Annotated in this window: 14 protein-coding genes; 10 read left to right on the plus strand and 4 right to left on the minus strand. The window is 50.8% G+C overall.

Annotation, left to right across the window (positions count from 1 at the left end; translation table 11 throughout):
- Positions 1 to 49: 49 nt before the first annotated feature.
- The 3 genes from R2103_RS13630 to adk all read right to left on the minus strand — a co-directional run bounded on the left by R2103_RS13630 (position 50) and on the right by adk (position 4382).
- Complete coding sequence (locus tag R2103_RS13630) at positions 50 to 2107, minus strand: sodium-translocating pyrophosphatase (protein WP_317531914.1); 2058 nt, start codon at positions 2105 to 2107, stop codon at positions 50 to 52.
- 224 nt (positions 2108 to 2331) lie between these two features.
- Complete coding sequence (locus tag R2103_RS13635; RefSeq protein WP_132426896.1) at positions 2332 to 3591, minus strand: 6-phosphofructokinase; 1260 nt, start codon at positions 3589 to 3591, stop codon at positions 2332 to 2334.
- Positions 3592 to 3728: 137 nt separating this feature from the next.
- Positions 3729 to 4382, minus strand: a complete 654-nt coding sequence (gene adk, locus R2103_RS13640) for an adenylate kinase (protein WP_317532106.1) — start codon at positions 4380 to 4382, stop codon at positions 3729 to 3731.
- Positions 4383 to 4599: 217 nt separating this feature from the next.
- Between adk and recA the strand changes: the two genes are divergently transcribed.
- The 6 genes from recA (at position 4600) to R2103_RS13670 (ending at position 9744) form a co-directional block, all read left to right on the plus strand.
- Positions 4600 to 5649 carry a recombinase RecA gene (recA, locus tag R2103_RS13645; RefSeq protein WP_317531915.1) on the plus strand — a complete coding sequence of 350 codons (1050 nt, stop codon included), beginning with the start codon at positions 4600 to 4602 and terminating at the stop codon, positions 5647 to 5649.
- 5 nt (positions 5650 to 5654) lie between these two features.
- The gene (gene recX, locus R2103_RS13650) at positions 5655 to 6113 is read left to right on the plus strand and encodes a recombination regulator RecX (protein ID WP_317531916.1); all 459 of its coding nucleotides are present in this window, start codon (positions 5655 to 5657) and stop codon (positions 6111 to 6113) included.
- Positions 6110 to 6472, plus strand: a complete 363-nt coding sequence (locus R2103_RS13655) for a hypothetical protein (RefSeq protein ID WP_317531917.1) — start codon at positions 6110 to 6112, stop codon at positions 6470 to 6472. Before recX ends, R2103_RS13655 begins: the two co-directional genes overlap by 4 nt.
- Positions 6469 to 9066, plus strand: a complete 2598-nt coding sequence (gene alaS / locus R2103_RS13660) for an alanine--tRNA ligase (RefSeq protein ID WP_317531918.1) — start codon at positions 6469 to 6471, stop codon at positions 9064 to 9066. The genes R2103_RS13655 and alaS overlap by 4 nt, the downstream gene beginning before the upstream one ends.
- Positions 9067 to 9281: 215 nt before the next feature.
- A complete protein-coding gene (locus R2103_RS13665; protein WP_317531919.1) occupies positions 9282 to 9542 on the plus strand; it encodes a type II toxin-antitoxin system HicA family toxin in 261 nt (86 codons plus the stop codon).
- A complete protein-coding gene (locus R2103_RS13670; protein ID WP_317531920.1) occupies positions 9535 to 9744 on the plus strand; it encodes a type II toxin-antitoxin system HicB family antitoxin in 210 nt (69 codons plus the stop codon). Before R2103_RS13665 ends, R2103_RS13670 begins: the two co-directional genes overlap by 8 nt.
- Here R2103_RS13670 and R2103_RS13675 read toward each other — a convergent pair.
- Positions 9730 to 9972 (minus strand): hypothetical protein, encoded by a 243-nt coding sequence (locus tag R2103_RS13675; protein WP_317531921.1) that lies wholly within the window; start codon positions 9970 to 9972, stop codon positions 9730 to 9732. The genes R2103_RS13670 and R2103_RS13675 overlap by 15 nt on opposite strands.
- Before the next feature lie 31 nt (positions 9973 to 10003).
- Here R2103_RS13675 and R2103_RS13680 point away from each other — a divergent pair, with 31 nt between their 5' ends.
- From R2103_RS13680 to R2103_RS13695, 4 genes are all read left to right on the plus strand, one after another.
- On the plus strand, positions 10004 to 11233 hold the full coding sequence (locus tag R2103_RS13680; protein WP_317531922.1) for an FRG domain-containing protein: 1230 nt from the start codon (positions 10004 to 10006) through the stop codon (positions 11231 to 11233).
- Between the two features lie 34 nt (positions 11234 to 11267).
- Positions 11268 to 11723, plus strand: coding sequence for a hypothetical protein (locus tag R2103_RS13685; RefSeq protein WP_317531923.1), 456 nt, complete (start codon positions 11268 to 11270; stop codon positions 11721 to 11723).
- A 168-nt stretch (positions 11724 to 11891) separates the two neighbouring features.
- Positions 11892 to 13805, plus strand: coding sequence for a lytic transglycosylase domain-containing protein (locus R2103_RS13690; RefSeq protein ID WP_317531924.1), 1914 nt, complete (start codon positions 11892 to 11894; stop codon positions 13803 to 13805).
- Positions 13806 to 13808: 3 nt separating this feature from the next.
- The gene (locus R2103_RS13695; RefSeq protein WP_317531925.1) at positions 13809 to 15041 is read left to right on the plus strand and encodes a multifunctional CCA addition/repair protein; all 1233 of its coding nucleotides are present in this window, start codon (positions 13809 to 13811) and stop codon (positions 15039 to 15041) included.
- Positions 15042 to 15056: the final 15 nt, after the last annotated feature.

Consider the following 15056-nt stretch of genomic DNA (forward strand, 5'->3'; position numbering starts at 1 on the left):
CACACCAGTTTACTGGTGTGCTTTTCAAGTTGTTACTTGATTACGGTTATTACAGCAGTGGAATTATCAGCAATGCCACAATGTTAATAATCTTAATCAATGGATTGATTGCAGGACCCGCGGTATCTTTATAAGGATCGCCCACGGTATCGCCTGTCACGGATGCTTTATGAGCTTCGCTACCTTTGCCACCGAAATGACCATCTTCGATATATTTCTTCGCGTTATCCCAAGCACCGCCGCCGGTGGTCATGGAAATGGCCACGAACAAGCCGGTTACGATGGAACCCATCAATACGCCACCCAGTGCTTGCGGTCCGAGAATCACACCGACTAACAGCGGAATCAGTACTGGTAACAGTGAAGGAATCATCATTTCCTTGATCGCGGCTTTGGTCAGCATATCCACTGCACGGGAGTAATCCGGTTTAGCGGTACCTTCCATGATGCCGGGGATTTCCTTGAACTGACGGCGCACTTCAATCACTACCGATCCGGCAGCGCGTCCGACAGCTTCCATCGACATCGCACCGAATAAGTAAGGAATCATACCACCGATAAACAGGCCAATAATCACCATGTGATTGGATAAGTCGAAGGTGATCGCGTGTCCGGCATGTTCCAGCGCATGCGTATAATCGGCAAACAACACCAACGCTGCCAGTCCTGCTGAACCGATCGCATAACCTTTGGTCACTGCTTTAGTTGTGTTACCAACAGCATCCAATGGATCGGTAATGGCACGGACTGAATCCGGCATTTCCGACATTTCCGCAATACCACCCGCGTTATCGGTGATCGGGCCGTATGCATCCAGCGCAACGATGATACCGGTCATCGATAACATTGAGGTTGCAGCGATCGCGATACCGTATAAGCCCGCCAGTGCATAAGCCAGCAGAATACTGATACATACAGCAAGAACCGGTGCTGCGGTTGCGCGCATTGAAACACCCAAACCGGCAATGATGTTAGTTGCATGACCAGTCGTTGATGCTTCGGCAACATGTTGAACCGGCTTAAAATCGGTCGATGTGTAGTATTCGGTGATGACAACCATCAGTCCCGTCAATACCAATCCGATCGCTGCCGCCAGGAATACTCGCATCACCAGCATACCACCTGCTATTTCCGTGCCGTCGACATCAAGTGTCATACCGCTCATGAACCAAACGGTAACAGGAAGATAAGCAAATAATGCAATACCGCCAGCAACTGCCAATCCGCGGTACAGCGCATTCATAATCTTACCGCCTTCACGCATCTTGACATAGTAACAACCGATAATCGATGCAACGATAGAAACCGCGCCCAGCATCAGCGGATAAATTACCGCATCGAGCGCGTTGGCTGTAAACAGCAGCGCGCCCAGTATCATCGTAGCGATGATCGTAACGGCATAGGTTTCGAACAGATCGGCAGCCATCCCGGCACAATCGCCTACGTTGTCGCCCACGTTGTCGGCAATAACGGCTGGATTGCGAGGATCATCTTCCGGAATACCGGCTTCGACTTTACCCACCAGATCCGCGCCAACGTCCGCACCTTTGGTGAAAATACCGCCACCCAAACGGGCAAAAATAGAAATCAGCGATCCGCCAAATGCAAAACCAACCAGTGGCTTGATGACATCGCTGACGGCTTGATCAGGTCCAGCGCCGTTAAACAACATCGCGCAGTATCCGGCTACACCCAGCAAGCCTAGACCAACAACCAGCATTCCAGTTACCGCACCGCCACGGAAAGCAATCGCCAGCGCTTCGTTCAATCCAACGCTCGCAGCCTGAGCAGTACGGACATTCGACTGAACCGATACTGTCATTCCCAGGAAGCCCGCAGCACCGGAGAGAATAGCGCCTAAAGCGAAACCTATCGCCGTATCCCAACCTAACGCGATCCAAAGCGCAAAAAACAAAACTGCACCCACCATACCGATCGTCATATATTGACGCTTCAGATATGCGGAGGCACCTTCTTGAATCGCTTTGGCAATTTCCTGCATCCGCTGGTTGCCTGTAGATTGATCAAAAATACCCTTAATCCATATACCACTGAATATCAGGGCTACAATCGCACTAAAAATTGCGATAACGAAACCACTAGCCATAGAGAACTCCAATTAAAGTCAGACCATAAAAATTGCATGCGAAATTCTGATCTAATTAATCCCGCACTCTTAACCACTTGTCTTGAATAAAAAATCAGGACGTATTTTATCTGTACTTACTACTTGAATGCATCAAATTTTTTTGAATATACGATTACTTAACAACCAAATCAGTGGTGTATGACTTCATTACAACACTGATCAAATTGCTTGATACCCTAACATTATAATTTGAATTCACCCAATTTCTTAGCAACCGCAACATTCTTCAGCCGCACATAATCCGGCAAACCATTTTTGTACGGCGGATAATCTTCCCCTTCGATCAACGGTGCCAAATATTCACGGCAGGCTGGGCTGATGCCAAAACCATCTTCACTAATAAAATCAGCCGGCATCATTTTCTCAACATTGGCCACGCTGGAAAGCTGCGCCATGCCGACCGACCATTTATACGGTGAACTGGATTCGCGGACAATCGTCGGCATTACCGAATTGTGTCCGGCTATGGCGTATTCCACCGCAGCTTTACCCATTGCATAGGCTTGCTCAACGTCAGTTTTAGAAGCGATGTGACGCGCTGCGCGCTGCAGATAATCGGCAACGCCCCAATGGTATTTCAGGCCCAGACCGTCTTTGATGATATTCGCGACTACCGGTGCAACACCACCGAGTTGCGCATGACCAAACGCATCGCGCAGTCCCTGATCGGATAGGAAATTGCCGTCGCTACCCTTGACACCTTCCGACACCACGACCGAACAGTAGCCATATTCCTTAACATACCGGTCCACCTTGGCGAGAAACTTTTCTTTATCGAAAGTAACTTCCGGAAACAGAATGACAATGGGAATCTCGCAATCCGGGCTTGAAGCCAAACCGCCAGCCGCTGCAATCCAGCCTGCATGCCGTCCCATGACTTCCAGCACAAAAACTTTGGTGGAGGTCTTGGCCATACTGGCTACGTCAAAGCTGGCCTCACGGGTGGATACCGCGATATATTTAGCCACCGAACCAAAACCCGGGCAACAATCCGTGATCGGCAAATCGTTATCAACGGTTTTAGGCACATGAATCGCCTGAATCGGATAACCCAGCGTGCTGGATAACTGTGAAACTTTAAGACAGGTATCGGCAGAATCGCCACCGCCGTTGTAAAAAAAGTAGCCGATATTATGCGCCTTAAAAACCTCGATCAAGCGCTCATATTCGCGGCGGTTTTGTTCCAGGCTTTTTAATTTATAGCGGCAGGAACCAAAAGCACCCGATGGGGTGTAACGCAGTGCAGCAATCGCCGCCGCCGAATCGGCATTGGTGTCAATCAAATCTTCGGTCAGCGCACCGATAATTCCATTGCGGCCTGCGTACACATTGCCGATTTTATCGGTATGCTGCCGCGCCGTTTCCAGAACACCCGCAGCGGAAGCGTTAATGACTGCGGTAACGCCACCGGATTGGGCATAAAATGCATTTTTAATTGCCATATTTTTCTCCTGATTAATCAAATCGTAAGCAAGCTATTTCATTCTACTGAATCTGTACGCACAAAAACTCAGGCGCGGCTTGCCGCATCCCGAGTCTTGAATCCATTCTGTGAATCAAAAAAGAGGCTGGCTAAAACTTATTTCAATGCTGCGAAAATCGAATCACGTATCTCTTCAACCGTGCCTATACCAGCTACTTTGATATAGCGGGGCGCATCTTTCCCGCCATGTGCCGACCATTTTGAATAGTACTCAACCAATGGTTCAGTTTGCTCATGATAGACCTGCAAACGTTTCCGGACAGTTTCTTCCTTATCGTCATCACGTTGTATCAACGGCTCGCCCGTCACATCATCCCGGTCATGCGTTTTGGGTGGATTAAAATCCACATGATAAGTCCGCCCGGATGCGGGATGCACTCTGCGGCCCGACATACGCTTCACAATTTCCGCATCGTCAACATCAATTTCAACGACGAAATCAATGGGCACACCGGCCGCCTTCATGGCGTCGGCTTGCGGAATCGTACGCGGAAAACCGTCAAACAGGAAACCGCCTGAACAGTCGGGTTGTGTGATACGTTCCTTGACTAGATTGATGATAATGTCGTCTGAAACCAATCCGCCGGCATCCATTATTTTTTTTGCCATGACGCCCAATTCCGTTCCTGCTTTCACAGCGCTACGCAGCATATCGCCGGTAGAAATTTGCGGAACACCAAAATGTTCCTTAATATAATTGGCCTGAGTACCTTTTCCGGCACCAGGACCGCCTAATAAAATGACTCGGATAGCTATTCTCCCTCTGTTACCAATTAAAATTTACTGAAAGCGGTGACGCATTTATGTCTGCCACTTCAACGACATTATGCAATTATATCGCAGGCAAGCCGGATACTCGAGTTTTTTACTATGCTAATTTTTGACCCAACCCAACAACTTCATCACAAGTTACGTCGGCGCAATACAGGTTATGCGATAATTTGATTGTCTTTTAACAGGAAAAATCATGGATGAAAACAGAAGTAAGGCGCTTGACGCCGCGCTAGCCCAGATCGAAAAACAATTTGGCAAAGGTTCCATCATGCGGCTGGGCGCCAACGATGTCGCCTATGACATACAAGTTGTTTCTACCGGTTCGTTAGGACTCGATATCGCACTGGGTGTCGGCGGATTGCCGCGTGGACGGATCATCGAGATTTACGGACCTGAATCATCCGGCAAAACCACGCTGACCCTGCAAGTCATCGCGGAAATGCAAAAATTGGGCGGAACCGCCGCTTTTATTGACGCGGAACATGCGCTCGATCCGCAATACGCGCAAAAAATCGGCGTCAACGTCAAGGAACTGTTGATTTCGCAACCGGATAACGGTGAACAAGCCTTGGAAATCGCCGACATGCTGGTGCGTTCCGGCTCGGTCGACATCATTGTGGTGGATTCCGTGGCCGCGCTCACGCCGCGCGCGGAAATCGAAGGCGATATGGGCGATCCGCAAATGGGATTGCAGGCGCGCCTGATGTCGCAAGCATTGCGCAAACTGACCGCGAACATCAAGCGTAGCAATACCATGGTGATTTTCATCAATCAGATCCGCATGAAAATCGGCGTCATGTTCGGCAACCCGGAAACGACGACCGGCGGTAATGCGCTGAAATTTTATGCTTCCGTGCGTTTGGATATCCGCCGTACCGGCTCGATCAAAAAAGGCGAGGAAACCATCGGTAATGAAACCCGCGTAAAAGTCGTCAAAAATAAGATAGCACCGCCGTTCAAACAAGCAGACTTCGATATTCTCTACGGCGAAGGCATTTCGCGCGAAAGCGAAATCATCGAACTGGGCGTATTGCATAAGCTGATCGACAAATCCGGCGCCTGGTATGCATACAAAGGCGAGAAAATCGGCCAAGGCAAAGACAATGTGCGCGATTATCTGAAAGAACACAAAGATATAGCGCAAGAAATCGAACAAAAAATCAGAGCTATCGTCGGCGTTCCGGATCATACAAAACCGATCAAGGAAAGCGCTGGTAAAGACAAAGCCGAGAAAGAAAAATAACCGGTATGGATACGCGCTCTCCGATAGAAATACGCGCACTGCGTTATCTGGCGCGACGCGAATATTCACGCCGGGAATTGGAGCAGAAACTTTCCGCGCCGGGTGATTCCGGTGAAACGGAAAAACTGACGGAAGTATTGGATAAATTGGAACAGCAGGGTTTTCTTTCCGAGCGGCGGATGGTCGAGCAAGTCGCACGCACCCGCCGTTCCCGCTTCGGCAGCCAGCGCATCGTCCATGAACTAAAAACCAAGGGAATCGACAGCCATCTGATTGACGGTATCCTGCCGTCGCTCAAAGAAACTGAGCTGGAAGCCGCACTGAACATCTGGCGGAAGAAATACGATCACCCGCCCGGAACGCGCGAAGAGCGCGGCAAACAAATACGATTTATGATGAATAGAGGTTTTTCCATGGAAACAATACAGCAAGTCCTAGCGAAAGCTGACGAGGAAAGCATATGAAAAAATGGCTTCTTCCCATGATGTTAATGGCAATTCTGACCATCAGCTACCCAGCGCGCGCCGGTGAAATTACACCGATCCATGAAATCAACACAGCACCGGTTAATTTTGACGGCAAGGAAGTCAAATTAAAAGGCATCCCGAAAAACCCCACGCGTTTGCCGCTGGTCAATCTAAAATCCTACGTACTGGAAGACAGTAGCGGCGAAATTACCGTACTCACCGAACTCGATCTCCCTAAAATGAATGAAGAAATCACCATCCGCGCCAAAGTCAAAAGCTTGGCCATCGTCAAGGGCGATGCGCTGGGTTTAACAGTGACTGAACTAGAACGTTACGAGCAGCAACAAAAAATATGAAAAGCAGCGAAATACGACAAAAATTTCTCGAATTCTTTGAATCGCACGGTCATACCATCGTAGCCTCCAGCCCGCTGGTGCCGGGCAATGATCCGACCTTGTTATTTACCAACGCGGGCATGGTGCAATTTAAGGATGTGTTCCTCGGTCAGGACAAACGCCCTTACGTTCGCGCCGTCAGTTCGCAACGCTGTGTACGCGCCGGTGGCAAGCATAACGATCTGGAGAATGTCGGTTACACCGCACGGCATCACACCTTCTTTGAAATGCTCGGCAACTTCAGCTTCGGCGATTATTTCAAGCGCAACGCCATTTTGTTTGCCTGGGATTTTCTGACCGGCACGCTCAGTATCCCGCGCGATAAATTATGGGTCACGGTTTACGCCGAAGACGACGAAGCCGCCGATATCTGGTTGAACGAAGTCGGCGTCGAACCGTCCCGCGTAGTGCGCATCGCCACTGCGGACAATTTCTGGCAAATGGGCGATACCGGCCCGTGCGGCCCTTGTTCCGAGATTTTTTACGACCACGGCCCGGACGTGGCAGGCGGCCCACCCGGTTCTCCTGACGCCGATGGCGACCGCTACATCGAGATCTGGAATTTGGTGTTCATGCAGTACAACCGCGATAGCGCTGGAACATTGCACCCGTTGCCGAAACCGTCGGTCGATACCGGCATGGGACTGGAGCGCATTTCCGCCGTCATGCAGCATGTGCACAGTAATTACGACATCGATTTGTTTCAAAGCCTGATTAAAGCGGCGGCACGGGCAACCGGCACCGGCAATCTCGCCGACAATTCGCTCAAAGTCATCGCCGATCATATCCGCGCGTGTTCGTTTTTGATCACCGATGGCGTCATCCCCGGCAGTGAAGGCCGTGGTTACGTGCTGCGCCGCATCATCCGCCGCGCCATCCGGCACGGTTACAAATTAGGACAAAAACAACCCTTCTTTCATCAACTCGTGGAAGATTTGAGTCAAGTGATGGGGCAAGCGTATCCGGAACTGACCGCCGCTAAAAAGCGCGTCGCTGCCGTATTGCTGCAAGAAGAAGAGCGCTTCGCCGAAACGCTGGAAAACGGTATGCAAATTCTGGAAACCGCACTCAGCCAGAAAATCAAAGTGCTCGACGGTGAAACCGCATTCCGGCTGTACGATACGTTCGGTTTCCCGATTGATTTGACCGCCGACATTGCCCGCGAACGCGGCATCACGGTTGATCAAGCCGGTTTTGAACAAGCCATGGCGCGTCAGCGCGAACAAGCGCGCGCCGCGAACAAATTCACCATGCAAGAAGGCATCGAATACACCGGCAGCCAAACCACGTTCTACGGTTACGACACATTGCAGCACGAAGGGCAGGTATTGGCGATCTACAAACAAGGCAGCGCGGTCGATTTCGTCGAAGCCGGTGACGAAGCCGTGGTGGTGCTCGATCAAACGCCGTTCTACGCCGAATCCGGCGGGCAGGCCGGTGATAGTGGCGAATTGCTCGCCGCCAACGGCACTTTCGAAGTCACCGATACGCAAAAAATCCAGGCCGGTGTGTTCGGCCACAAAGGCTTGCTGCGCAGCGGCCGGTTGGTAATCCGGGATAACGTGCAAGCGCGCGTCAATCCGCAAACCCGCGTCAGCACCGCCAACAATCACTCCGCCACGCATCTGCTGCACGCCGCGCTGCGTAAAGTACTCGGCACGCACGTCACGCAAAAAGGCTCGCTGGTCGACCCCAGCCGATTACGCTTCGATTTTTCGCACAACGCACCGATGAGTGCCGACGAAATCCGCGAAACCGAGCGTCTGGTCAACGAGCAAGTCCGCAACAACACTGTCGTGGAAGTCGCCACAATGCCATACGATGACGCGATCAAACGCGGCGCGATGGCGCTATTCGGCGAAAAATACACAGATGTCGTGCGCGTCATCGGCATGGGTGAATTCTCCACCGAACTCTGCGGTGGCACGCACGTGCCGCAAGTCGGTCAAATCGGCCTGTTCAAAATCGTCGCTGAATCCGGTGTTGCCGCCGGTATCCGCCGCGTTGAAGCAGTCACTGGCAAAGGCGCGATCGATTACGTACAGCAACGCGAAGCGCAATTGCTCGAAATCGCCCACACGCTCAAAGCCAACCCGCAGGAAGTCACGCAAAAAATCGCCCAGATCATCGACAACGTGCGGCAAACCGAAAAAGAACTGGCGCGCCTGAAAACCAAAATGGCCAGCTCGCAAGGCGCCGATCTGGCATCGCAAGCACAGGATGTTAATGGCGTGAAAGTCTTGGCCGCCAACCTGGAAAACGCCGACGCCAAAACGCTACGCGAAACGCTCGATCAACTCAAAGACACACTGAAATCCTGCGCGATTGTGCTCAGCACGGTAGCAGATGGCAAAGTCACGCTAATCGCCGGCGTCAGCGCCGACCTCACCAGCAAAATCAAAGCCGGAGAACTGGTCAACTTCGTCGCCCAGCAAGTCGGTGGCAAAGGCGGCGGACGGCCGGACATGGCGCAAGCGGGGGGTACGCAACCGGAGCATCTGCTTGTGGCGCTTGGGGGTGTGAAAGATTGGATTGGAAGAAAATTTACGGAGTGATCGCAATATTCTCGTTCCGCAACCTGGTTCCGTATTGTGGTTCGGTTTGTAGGTTGGGCTGACAAAGGGAAGCCCAACCTTTATCGTTCATCACAATGAGATACTTTTGTTTTAACACCGTTTGATGTTGGGCTTTCTTCGGCAGCCCAACCTACCTCGCTGGCTCCGTATCGCAATCGTTGTGATAGATAATTAGCTGAATTTGGATAATTAAAATGGGAAAGTATTCAAAACTCAGAATGAAAGTTCTGATGGGCAGTGCTGACACCGACATTGCATTTTCCGAACTTTGCCAATTATTGATCCGATTAGGGTTCACTGAGCGAATAAAAGGAAGCCATCACATTTTTACTCGCCAAAATATTGAAGAAATTATTAATTTGCAACCGAAAAACAGTAAAGCGAAGCCGTATCAAGTCAAACAGGTTAGAATTTTATTGACGAAATATCGCATGGGAGAATACGACATTGATTAAATACGAATTAATCATTTACTGGAGCGAAGACGATCATGCTTTTATCGCCGAAGTTCCGGAATTACCCGGTTGCATGGCAGATGGAGAAACCTACGAACTAGCTGTCGCCAATGTAAAAACCGTCATCGAACAGTGGCTAGAAACCGCCCGCGAACTGGGTAGAACGATCCCGGAACCTAAAGGCAGGTTAATGTTTGCGTGATGGAACTGTTAAAACAACAAAATCAAAACCCGAGAACAGGTCAACTGCGTCGCGCAGCCAGTTGGTAGCAAAGGCGATGAACAGCCGGACATGGCGCAGGCCGAGGGTACGCAACCGGAGCAATTGCCTGCGGCGCTTCAAGGTGTGAAAGGGTGTGTTGGAAGAAAATTTACGGAGTGATTGCAATATTTTCGTTCCGTAACCCAGCTCTGTGTTGTGATTCAGCAAATTTTATGCTCTTGATTGAAACCGCATTGATATGGCAGAAACTTCTGGGAATGAGAAAAAAGAGAATTCCGATCTTAAACATTGGAATCAAGTAGATCGATACTGGTGTACTTTTCTAGATAAAGAATGCACACAATTAATCAATGCGATACCGGAACGCTTTTTTTCTGAACCTTCGCAATCGTCACTTAAAACAATCTTGCTACCGATAACTGATATTCGGGTTAAAGATTTTTTGGAGCGCTTCCCTCCGTCAACTATACCTCGAGAACCAGAAGAACAATTCATTCAATACCTGACACTTAGCTCAATTGATGATTTATACCGGCTTGCGCACCGATTCGATACAGGAACTCCAAAACCACTTTACCGCGGACAAAGCAATTACTCATGGGGATTATTGACACCGCTTGAGCGAAATCGGCCTGAATTTGTGGTTAAAGAATCGGGTTTAGAGATACACGAATATGATGTGCTTTGCCAATCGCAACGCCGATTCCATGAGTTTCTCACTCAATTGCCAAACAATGATGATCGATTGTCATGGCTAGCGTTGCTTAGACATCGAGGAGTTCCAACCCGGTTGCTTGATGTTACTAGATCACTTTGGATCGCTTGTTATTTTGCTCTTCGAGATGCAAAGCCAAATGATGATGTGGCTGTTTGGATTTTTTCTCGTGCCAAAATAGAGCACTCTTTCTGGGAATGGAGTCGTGGAGCAAATCAGGCTTGGTTGCGTTCTTCACCAACTACTACTGCTACTTATGGTGATTATATTCGCTGGCCTTTTCCAAATGATTTACAGAAGAAGTTTGAAATTCCCACAATTGAAACATTAAAAGCTCAGAATGATCCTTTTAATGACCTAAATTTTACTTTAACGCTTGACGCTGCAATGAGAGGGTTTGTCGATAAGCCAGGAGTTGCTGTTGTGGAACCTTTTTGGCTCTCTCGGCGAATGGATTTTCAGCAGGGAGCTTTTCTAATCCCTTTCAATGTCAGGTACGATTTTGAATTTAATCTTTTTACTTCGCTAGATATGTATAAAGTTGAAACCACAGAAAGGAGCGTTCCAACTGATGTTAATGAGCTTGGTAATCTTTGGTATCGTTTTAGTGTGATAAAGCTTCGCATTCCCACCGAATTACATGGAGTTTTGAAGCTTAAGCTGGAAACAATGAACATCCGTGATTTAACATTATTCCCAGATATCGATGGCGCTCTTTCACATTTAACCGCTCTTGTTCCACAGGACCGTTAACCCGTGCTACCCAGAATAACATCCAAGAATACCAATGAAACTTGAACGGCTAATCACCATCATTACCAACCTTGCCGTGGTAGCGGGTATGGTGCTTGTGGTATTTGAACTGCAACAAAACCGCGAGGCGATTCAGATTGCGCATCAGTTATCTCTTGCAGGGTTAATCAGTCAGGCGCATCTGGCGGTTGCATCGGAGCAAGAGCTTGCGGACCTAGTAGCACGAGCAAAGCGCAACGATACGCAGGATTTCAGTCCCGCGGATATTGAGCGCGTCAATCAATGGGCTCTGGCATTCCTTGAACCGCGCATCAGCTCGTACCATCTCAGGAGCAACGAGTTCATTGTGCTGGAAGACTGGTGCGATCTCATGCGCGATTTTACCGATCTCTACCGGCACCCCTACTTTGGCGCCATCGTGAAGTCAGATCTCAGCTACGCCGACTCCATCGTGGCGGATATCGAGAACCGCTGTACTATGAACAAATAATTCGTAAGGCGGAAAGGCTTGCCAAACCGGAACATTCCCCGTTCCACGTGCGTATCCTTGCATCCATCCCGCAGCGGTACTTTGCAATGCTCTTCCAGCTTGATTCGTTGTAAAATACTTGCATCCGTTTCTTAATTACCCTTCCTTGAGTTTATCCGGTTAAAAGCTATGAGAAATTATCTTGTTGGACTAATCCTTTTAGCTTATTGGGGAACGTTATCAGCCAGCCAGGATGCTGATTTCTTAACTGCACGGGAAGCATTCCAGTCGGGCAATGCCAAGCGCCTCGATGAATCCGCCGCGCGGTTGCAACGCCATGTGCTATGGCCTTATGTAGATTACTACCAGCAACGCATGCTGCTACGCACCACCGATAACGCAAATATCCGCTATTTCTTGTCGCGTTACGACGGCGCTCTGGTTGCAGACCGGATGCGCGGTGACTGGCTCAAAATGCTGGGCAAGAATCAGCAATGGGCGCTTTTTGACGCTGAATATCCGCTGCTGGTGAATAAAGATAATGAATTATTGTGCTATTACTATCAGCGCCGCCTGAATACCAACGACCGTACAGTGCTGGCCGAAGCCCGCGCGTTATGGTTTACACCGGCCAGTCTGCCGGATAGCTGCACGCCCGTTTTCCAGGCGCTCATAGCCAATGGCCAGATCAAAGTCGAAGACATCTGGACGCGAATCCGGCTCGCATTGGAAGAAAATCAAACCGGCGTGGCCACGCATGCAAACCGCTATTTACCTAGCCTTGAAGCGCTGAACAGCACCGAGTTGAATAATGCCGCGAAGAATCCGCAGCGTTACCTGGAAACCCTGAAAAGAAAAATCAAAACACGCAGTGACCGCGAAATTGTCTTGTTCGCTCTGTTACGCGTGCTGCGCAACGATACCAACCCGGCGTATGTGCAATGGTTGAAAGTTAAGGATCAGCTGACCGCATCCGATCGTTCTTATTTCCTCGGAAGACTCGGACATCGCGCCGCCATGCGGCATGATTCACGTGCTTTGGATTGGTTCCGGGAAGCGCAAAACATGACGCCGTATTATCCGCCCTCGGATACCGTGCTGGCGTGGCACGTTCGCGCAGCTTTGCGCGCCAGCAATTGGGATGAGGTACTGAAAACCATCGAACGGATGTCACCCACCGAACAGCAAACCGATACCTGGCGTTACTGGAAAGCGCGCGCATTAAAAACCAAAGGCAGAACGCAGGATGCCAACGACATCTTTATTTCGCTCAGTAACGAGCACAGTTTTTATGGTCAGCTGGCCAGAGAAGAACTGGGCACCATTCTGACCATCGCGGACAAAACTTACCGCGTCAGTAACGCGGAAGTATCCGCCATGGAGCGTAACCCCGGTCTGCAACGTGCATTGGCTTTCTCGCGCATGAATTTGCGCACCGAAGCGCTGCGGGAATGGAGCTGGACCATCCGCAACTTCAGCGATGCCGAGTTGCTGGCCGCGGCGGAAGTCGCTCGCCGCCAAGGGCTATATGACCGTGCGATCAACACCGCCAACCGTACCGTCGCGCAACACGACTTCAGTTTGCGTTTCTTATCGCCACACCGTGAAACCCTCAAAAAAGTTCTGCGGCAACATGAACTGGACGAAGCCTGGGTATACGGTTTGATCCGGCAGGAAAGCCGCTTCATTGCGGATATCAAATCGCACGCCGGAGCAGCCGGTTTGATGCAATTGATGCCCGCCACCGCCGAGTGGGTGGCCAAGCAATTGGGCATACCGAATTTCCGCCAGCACCTGGTCGTCGACGTGAATACCAATTTGCAGCTGGGCACCTATTATCTCAAGCACGTGCTCGGCACATTGGACAATCAGCCGCTGCTGGCTTCCGCTGCGTATAACGCCGGACCCGGACGCGCCAGACGCTGGCGTGACAATACCATGCCGCTGGAAGGCGCGATTTACGCCGAAACAATCCCTTTTAACGAAACGCGCGATTACGTTAAAAAGGTTTTGAAAAACTCGATGTATTACGCCAAGGTGCTCGATCACGGTCAAGATGCGCCGACACTCAAGCAGCGCCTGGGCGTTGTCAGGGCGAAATAACCCGTGAAAACTTACCTCGTGGGCGGCTCAGTTCGCGATGAACTGCTGGGATTGCCGGTCAAAGATCATGATTATGTCGTCGTCGGCGCTTCGCCCGAGGAAATGGAGCAGCTCGGTTATCGTCCGGTCGGCAAGGATTTTCCGGTTTTCTTGCATCCGCAAACGCATGAACAATATGCCTTGGCACGCACAGAACGGAAAATTTCGCGCGGCTACAAGGGATTTGAAGTGTTTACTTCACCGCAAGTCACGTTGCAGGAAGATCTGGCGCGGCGCGATTTGACCATCAATTCAATCGCCAAAGACGAAGATGGCAACATCATCGATCCTTTCAACGGTGTAGCCGACTTGGAAGCCGGTATTCTGCGTCATATCAGCCCCGCGTTTTCCGAAGACCCGGTGCGTATTCTGCGCGCAGCACGGTTTGCCGCGCGTTTCAATTTTCACGCTGCCCCAGAGACACTCACCTTAATGAGCGACATGGTGCATAACGGCGAAGTGGATGCGCTGGTGCCGGAGCGCGTTTGGCAGGAGCTGTCGCGCGGTTTGATGGAAAATAATCCATCCCGGATGTTCCACATGTTGCGCGAATGCGGCGCGCTGGCGCGCATCATGCCGGAAGTCGATGTGCTGTTCGGCGTTCCGCAACCGGCGCATGCGCATCCGGAAATCGATACCGGCGTGCATATCATGCTGGCGATCGATTACGCCGCCGTGCAAAACTATTCGCTACCGGTGCGCTTTGCCACGCTGATGCATGATCTGGGCAAAGGAACTACGCCACCCGAGGAGTGGCCGCGTCATATCGGTCACGAGGCGCGCAGCATCGAATTGACGCAAAATGTATGTGAGCGCATCCGGGTACCCAAGGATGCTCGTGATCTGGCTTTACTGGTCGCCCGTTACCATGGCGACGTGCATCGCGCCGCAGAACTGAAACCGTCCACGCTGGCGGATATGCTGCAAGCGGTCGATGCCTACCGCAAACCCGGCCGGTTTGAAGAATTTTTGCAGGCTTGCGCGTGCGATTTTCACGGCCGCCCCGGCTACGCCACCAAACCCTATGTTCAGGCCGGACGGTTTCAGCAAGCGTACGCAGCAGCCAGAAGCGTCGATGCCGGCGCCATTGCTGCCGAATTGAGCCAGCGCATCGCGGATGCCACGGCATTGCCCGCGGCCATCAATGCGCGTGTGCGCGAAACGCGTATCGCCAGAATAAGCGCCGAACTCGGCTAGGAAGCCAAACCGTTG

The sequence above is a fragment of the Nitrosomonas sp. Is24 genome (assembly GCF_033063335.1).
Lineage (GTDB): Bacteria > Pseudomonadota > Gammaproteobacteria > Burkholderiales > Nitrosomonadaceae > Nitrosomonas.

Excerpts from the sequence above, each read along its gene's own strand:
- R2103_RS13630 (WP_317531914.1), bottom strand. The coding sequence starts at position 2,107 with ATGGCTAGTGGTTTCGTTATCGCAATTTTTAGTGCGATTGTAGCCCTG.
- R2103_RS13635 (WP_132426896.1), bottom strand. The coding sequence starts at position 3,591 with ATGGCAATTAAAAATGCATTTTATGCCCAATCCGGTGGCGTTACCGCA.
- recA (WP_317531915.1), top strand. The coding sequence starts at position 4,600 with ATGGATGAAAACAGAAGTAAGGCGCTTGACGCCGCGCTAGCCCAGATC.
- recX (WP_317531916.1), top strand. The coding sequence starts at position 5,655 with ATGGATACGCGCTCTCCGATAGAAATACGCGCACTGCGTTATCTGGCG.
- R2103_RS13655 (WP_317531917.1), top strand. The coding sequence starts at position 6,110 with ATGAAAAAATGGCTTCTTCCCATGATGTTAATGGCAATTCTGACCATC.
- alaS (WP_317531918.1), top strand. The coding sequence starts at position 6,469 with ATGAAAAGCAGCGAAATACGACAAAAATTTCTCGAATTCTTTGAATCG.
- R2103_RS13665 (WP_317531919.1), top strand. The coding sequence starts at position 9,282 with ATGGGAAAGTATTCAAAACTCAGAATGAAAGTTCTGATGGGCAGTGCT.
- R2103_RS13680 (WP_317531922.1), top strand. The coding sequence starts at position 10,004 with ATGGCAGAAACTTCTGGGAATGAGAAAAAAGAGAATTCCGATCTTAAA.
- R2103_RS13685 (WP_317531923.1), top strand. The coding sequence starts at position 11,268 with ATGAAACTTGAACGGCTAATCACCATCATTACCAACCTTGCCGTGGTA.
- R2103_RS13690 (WP_317531924.1), top strand. The coding sequence starts at position 11,892 with ATGAGAAATTATCTTGTTGGACTAATCCTTTTAGCTTATTGGGGAACG.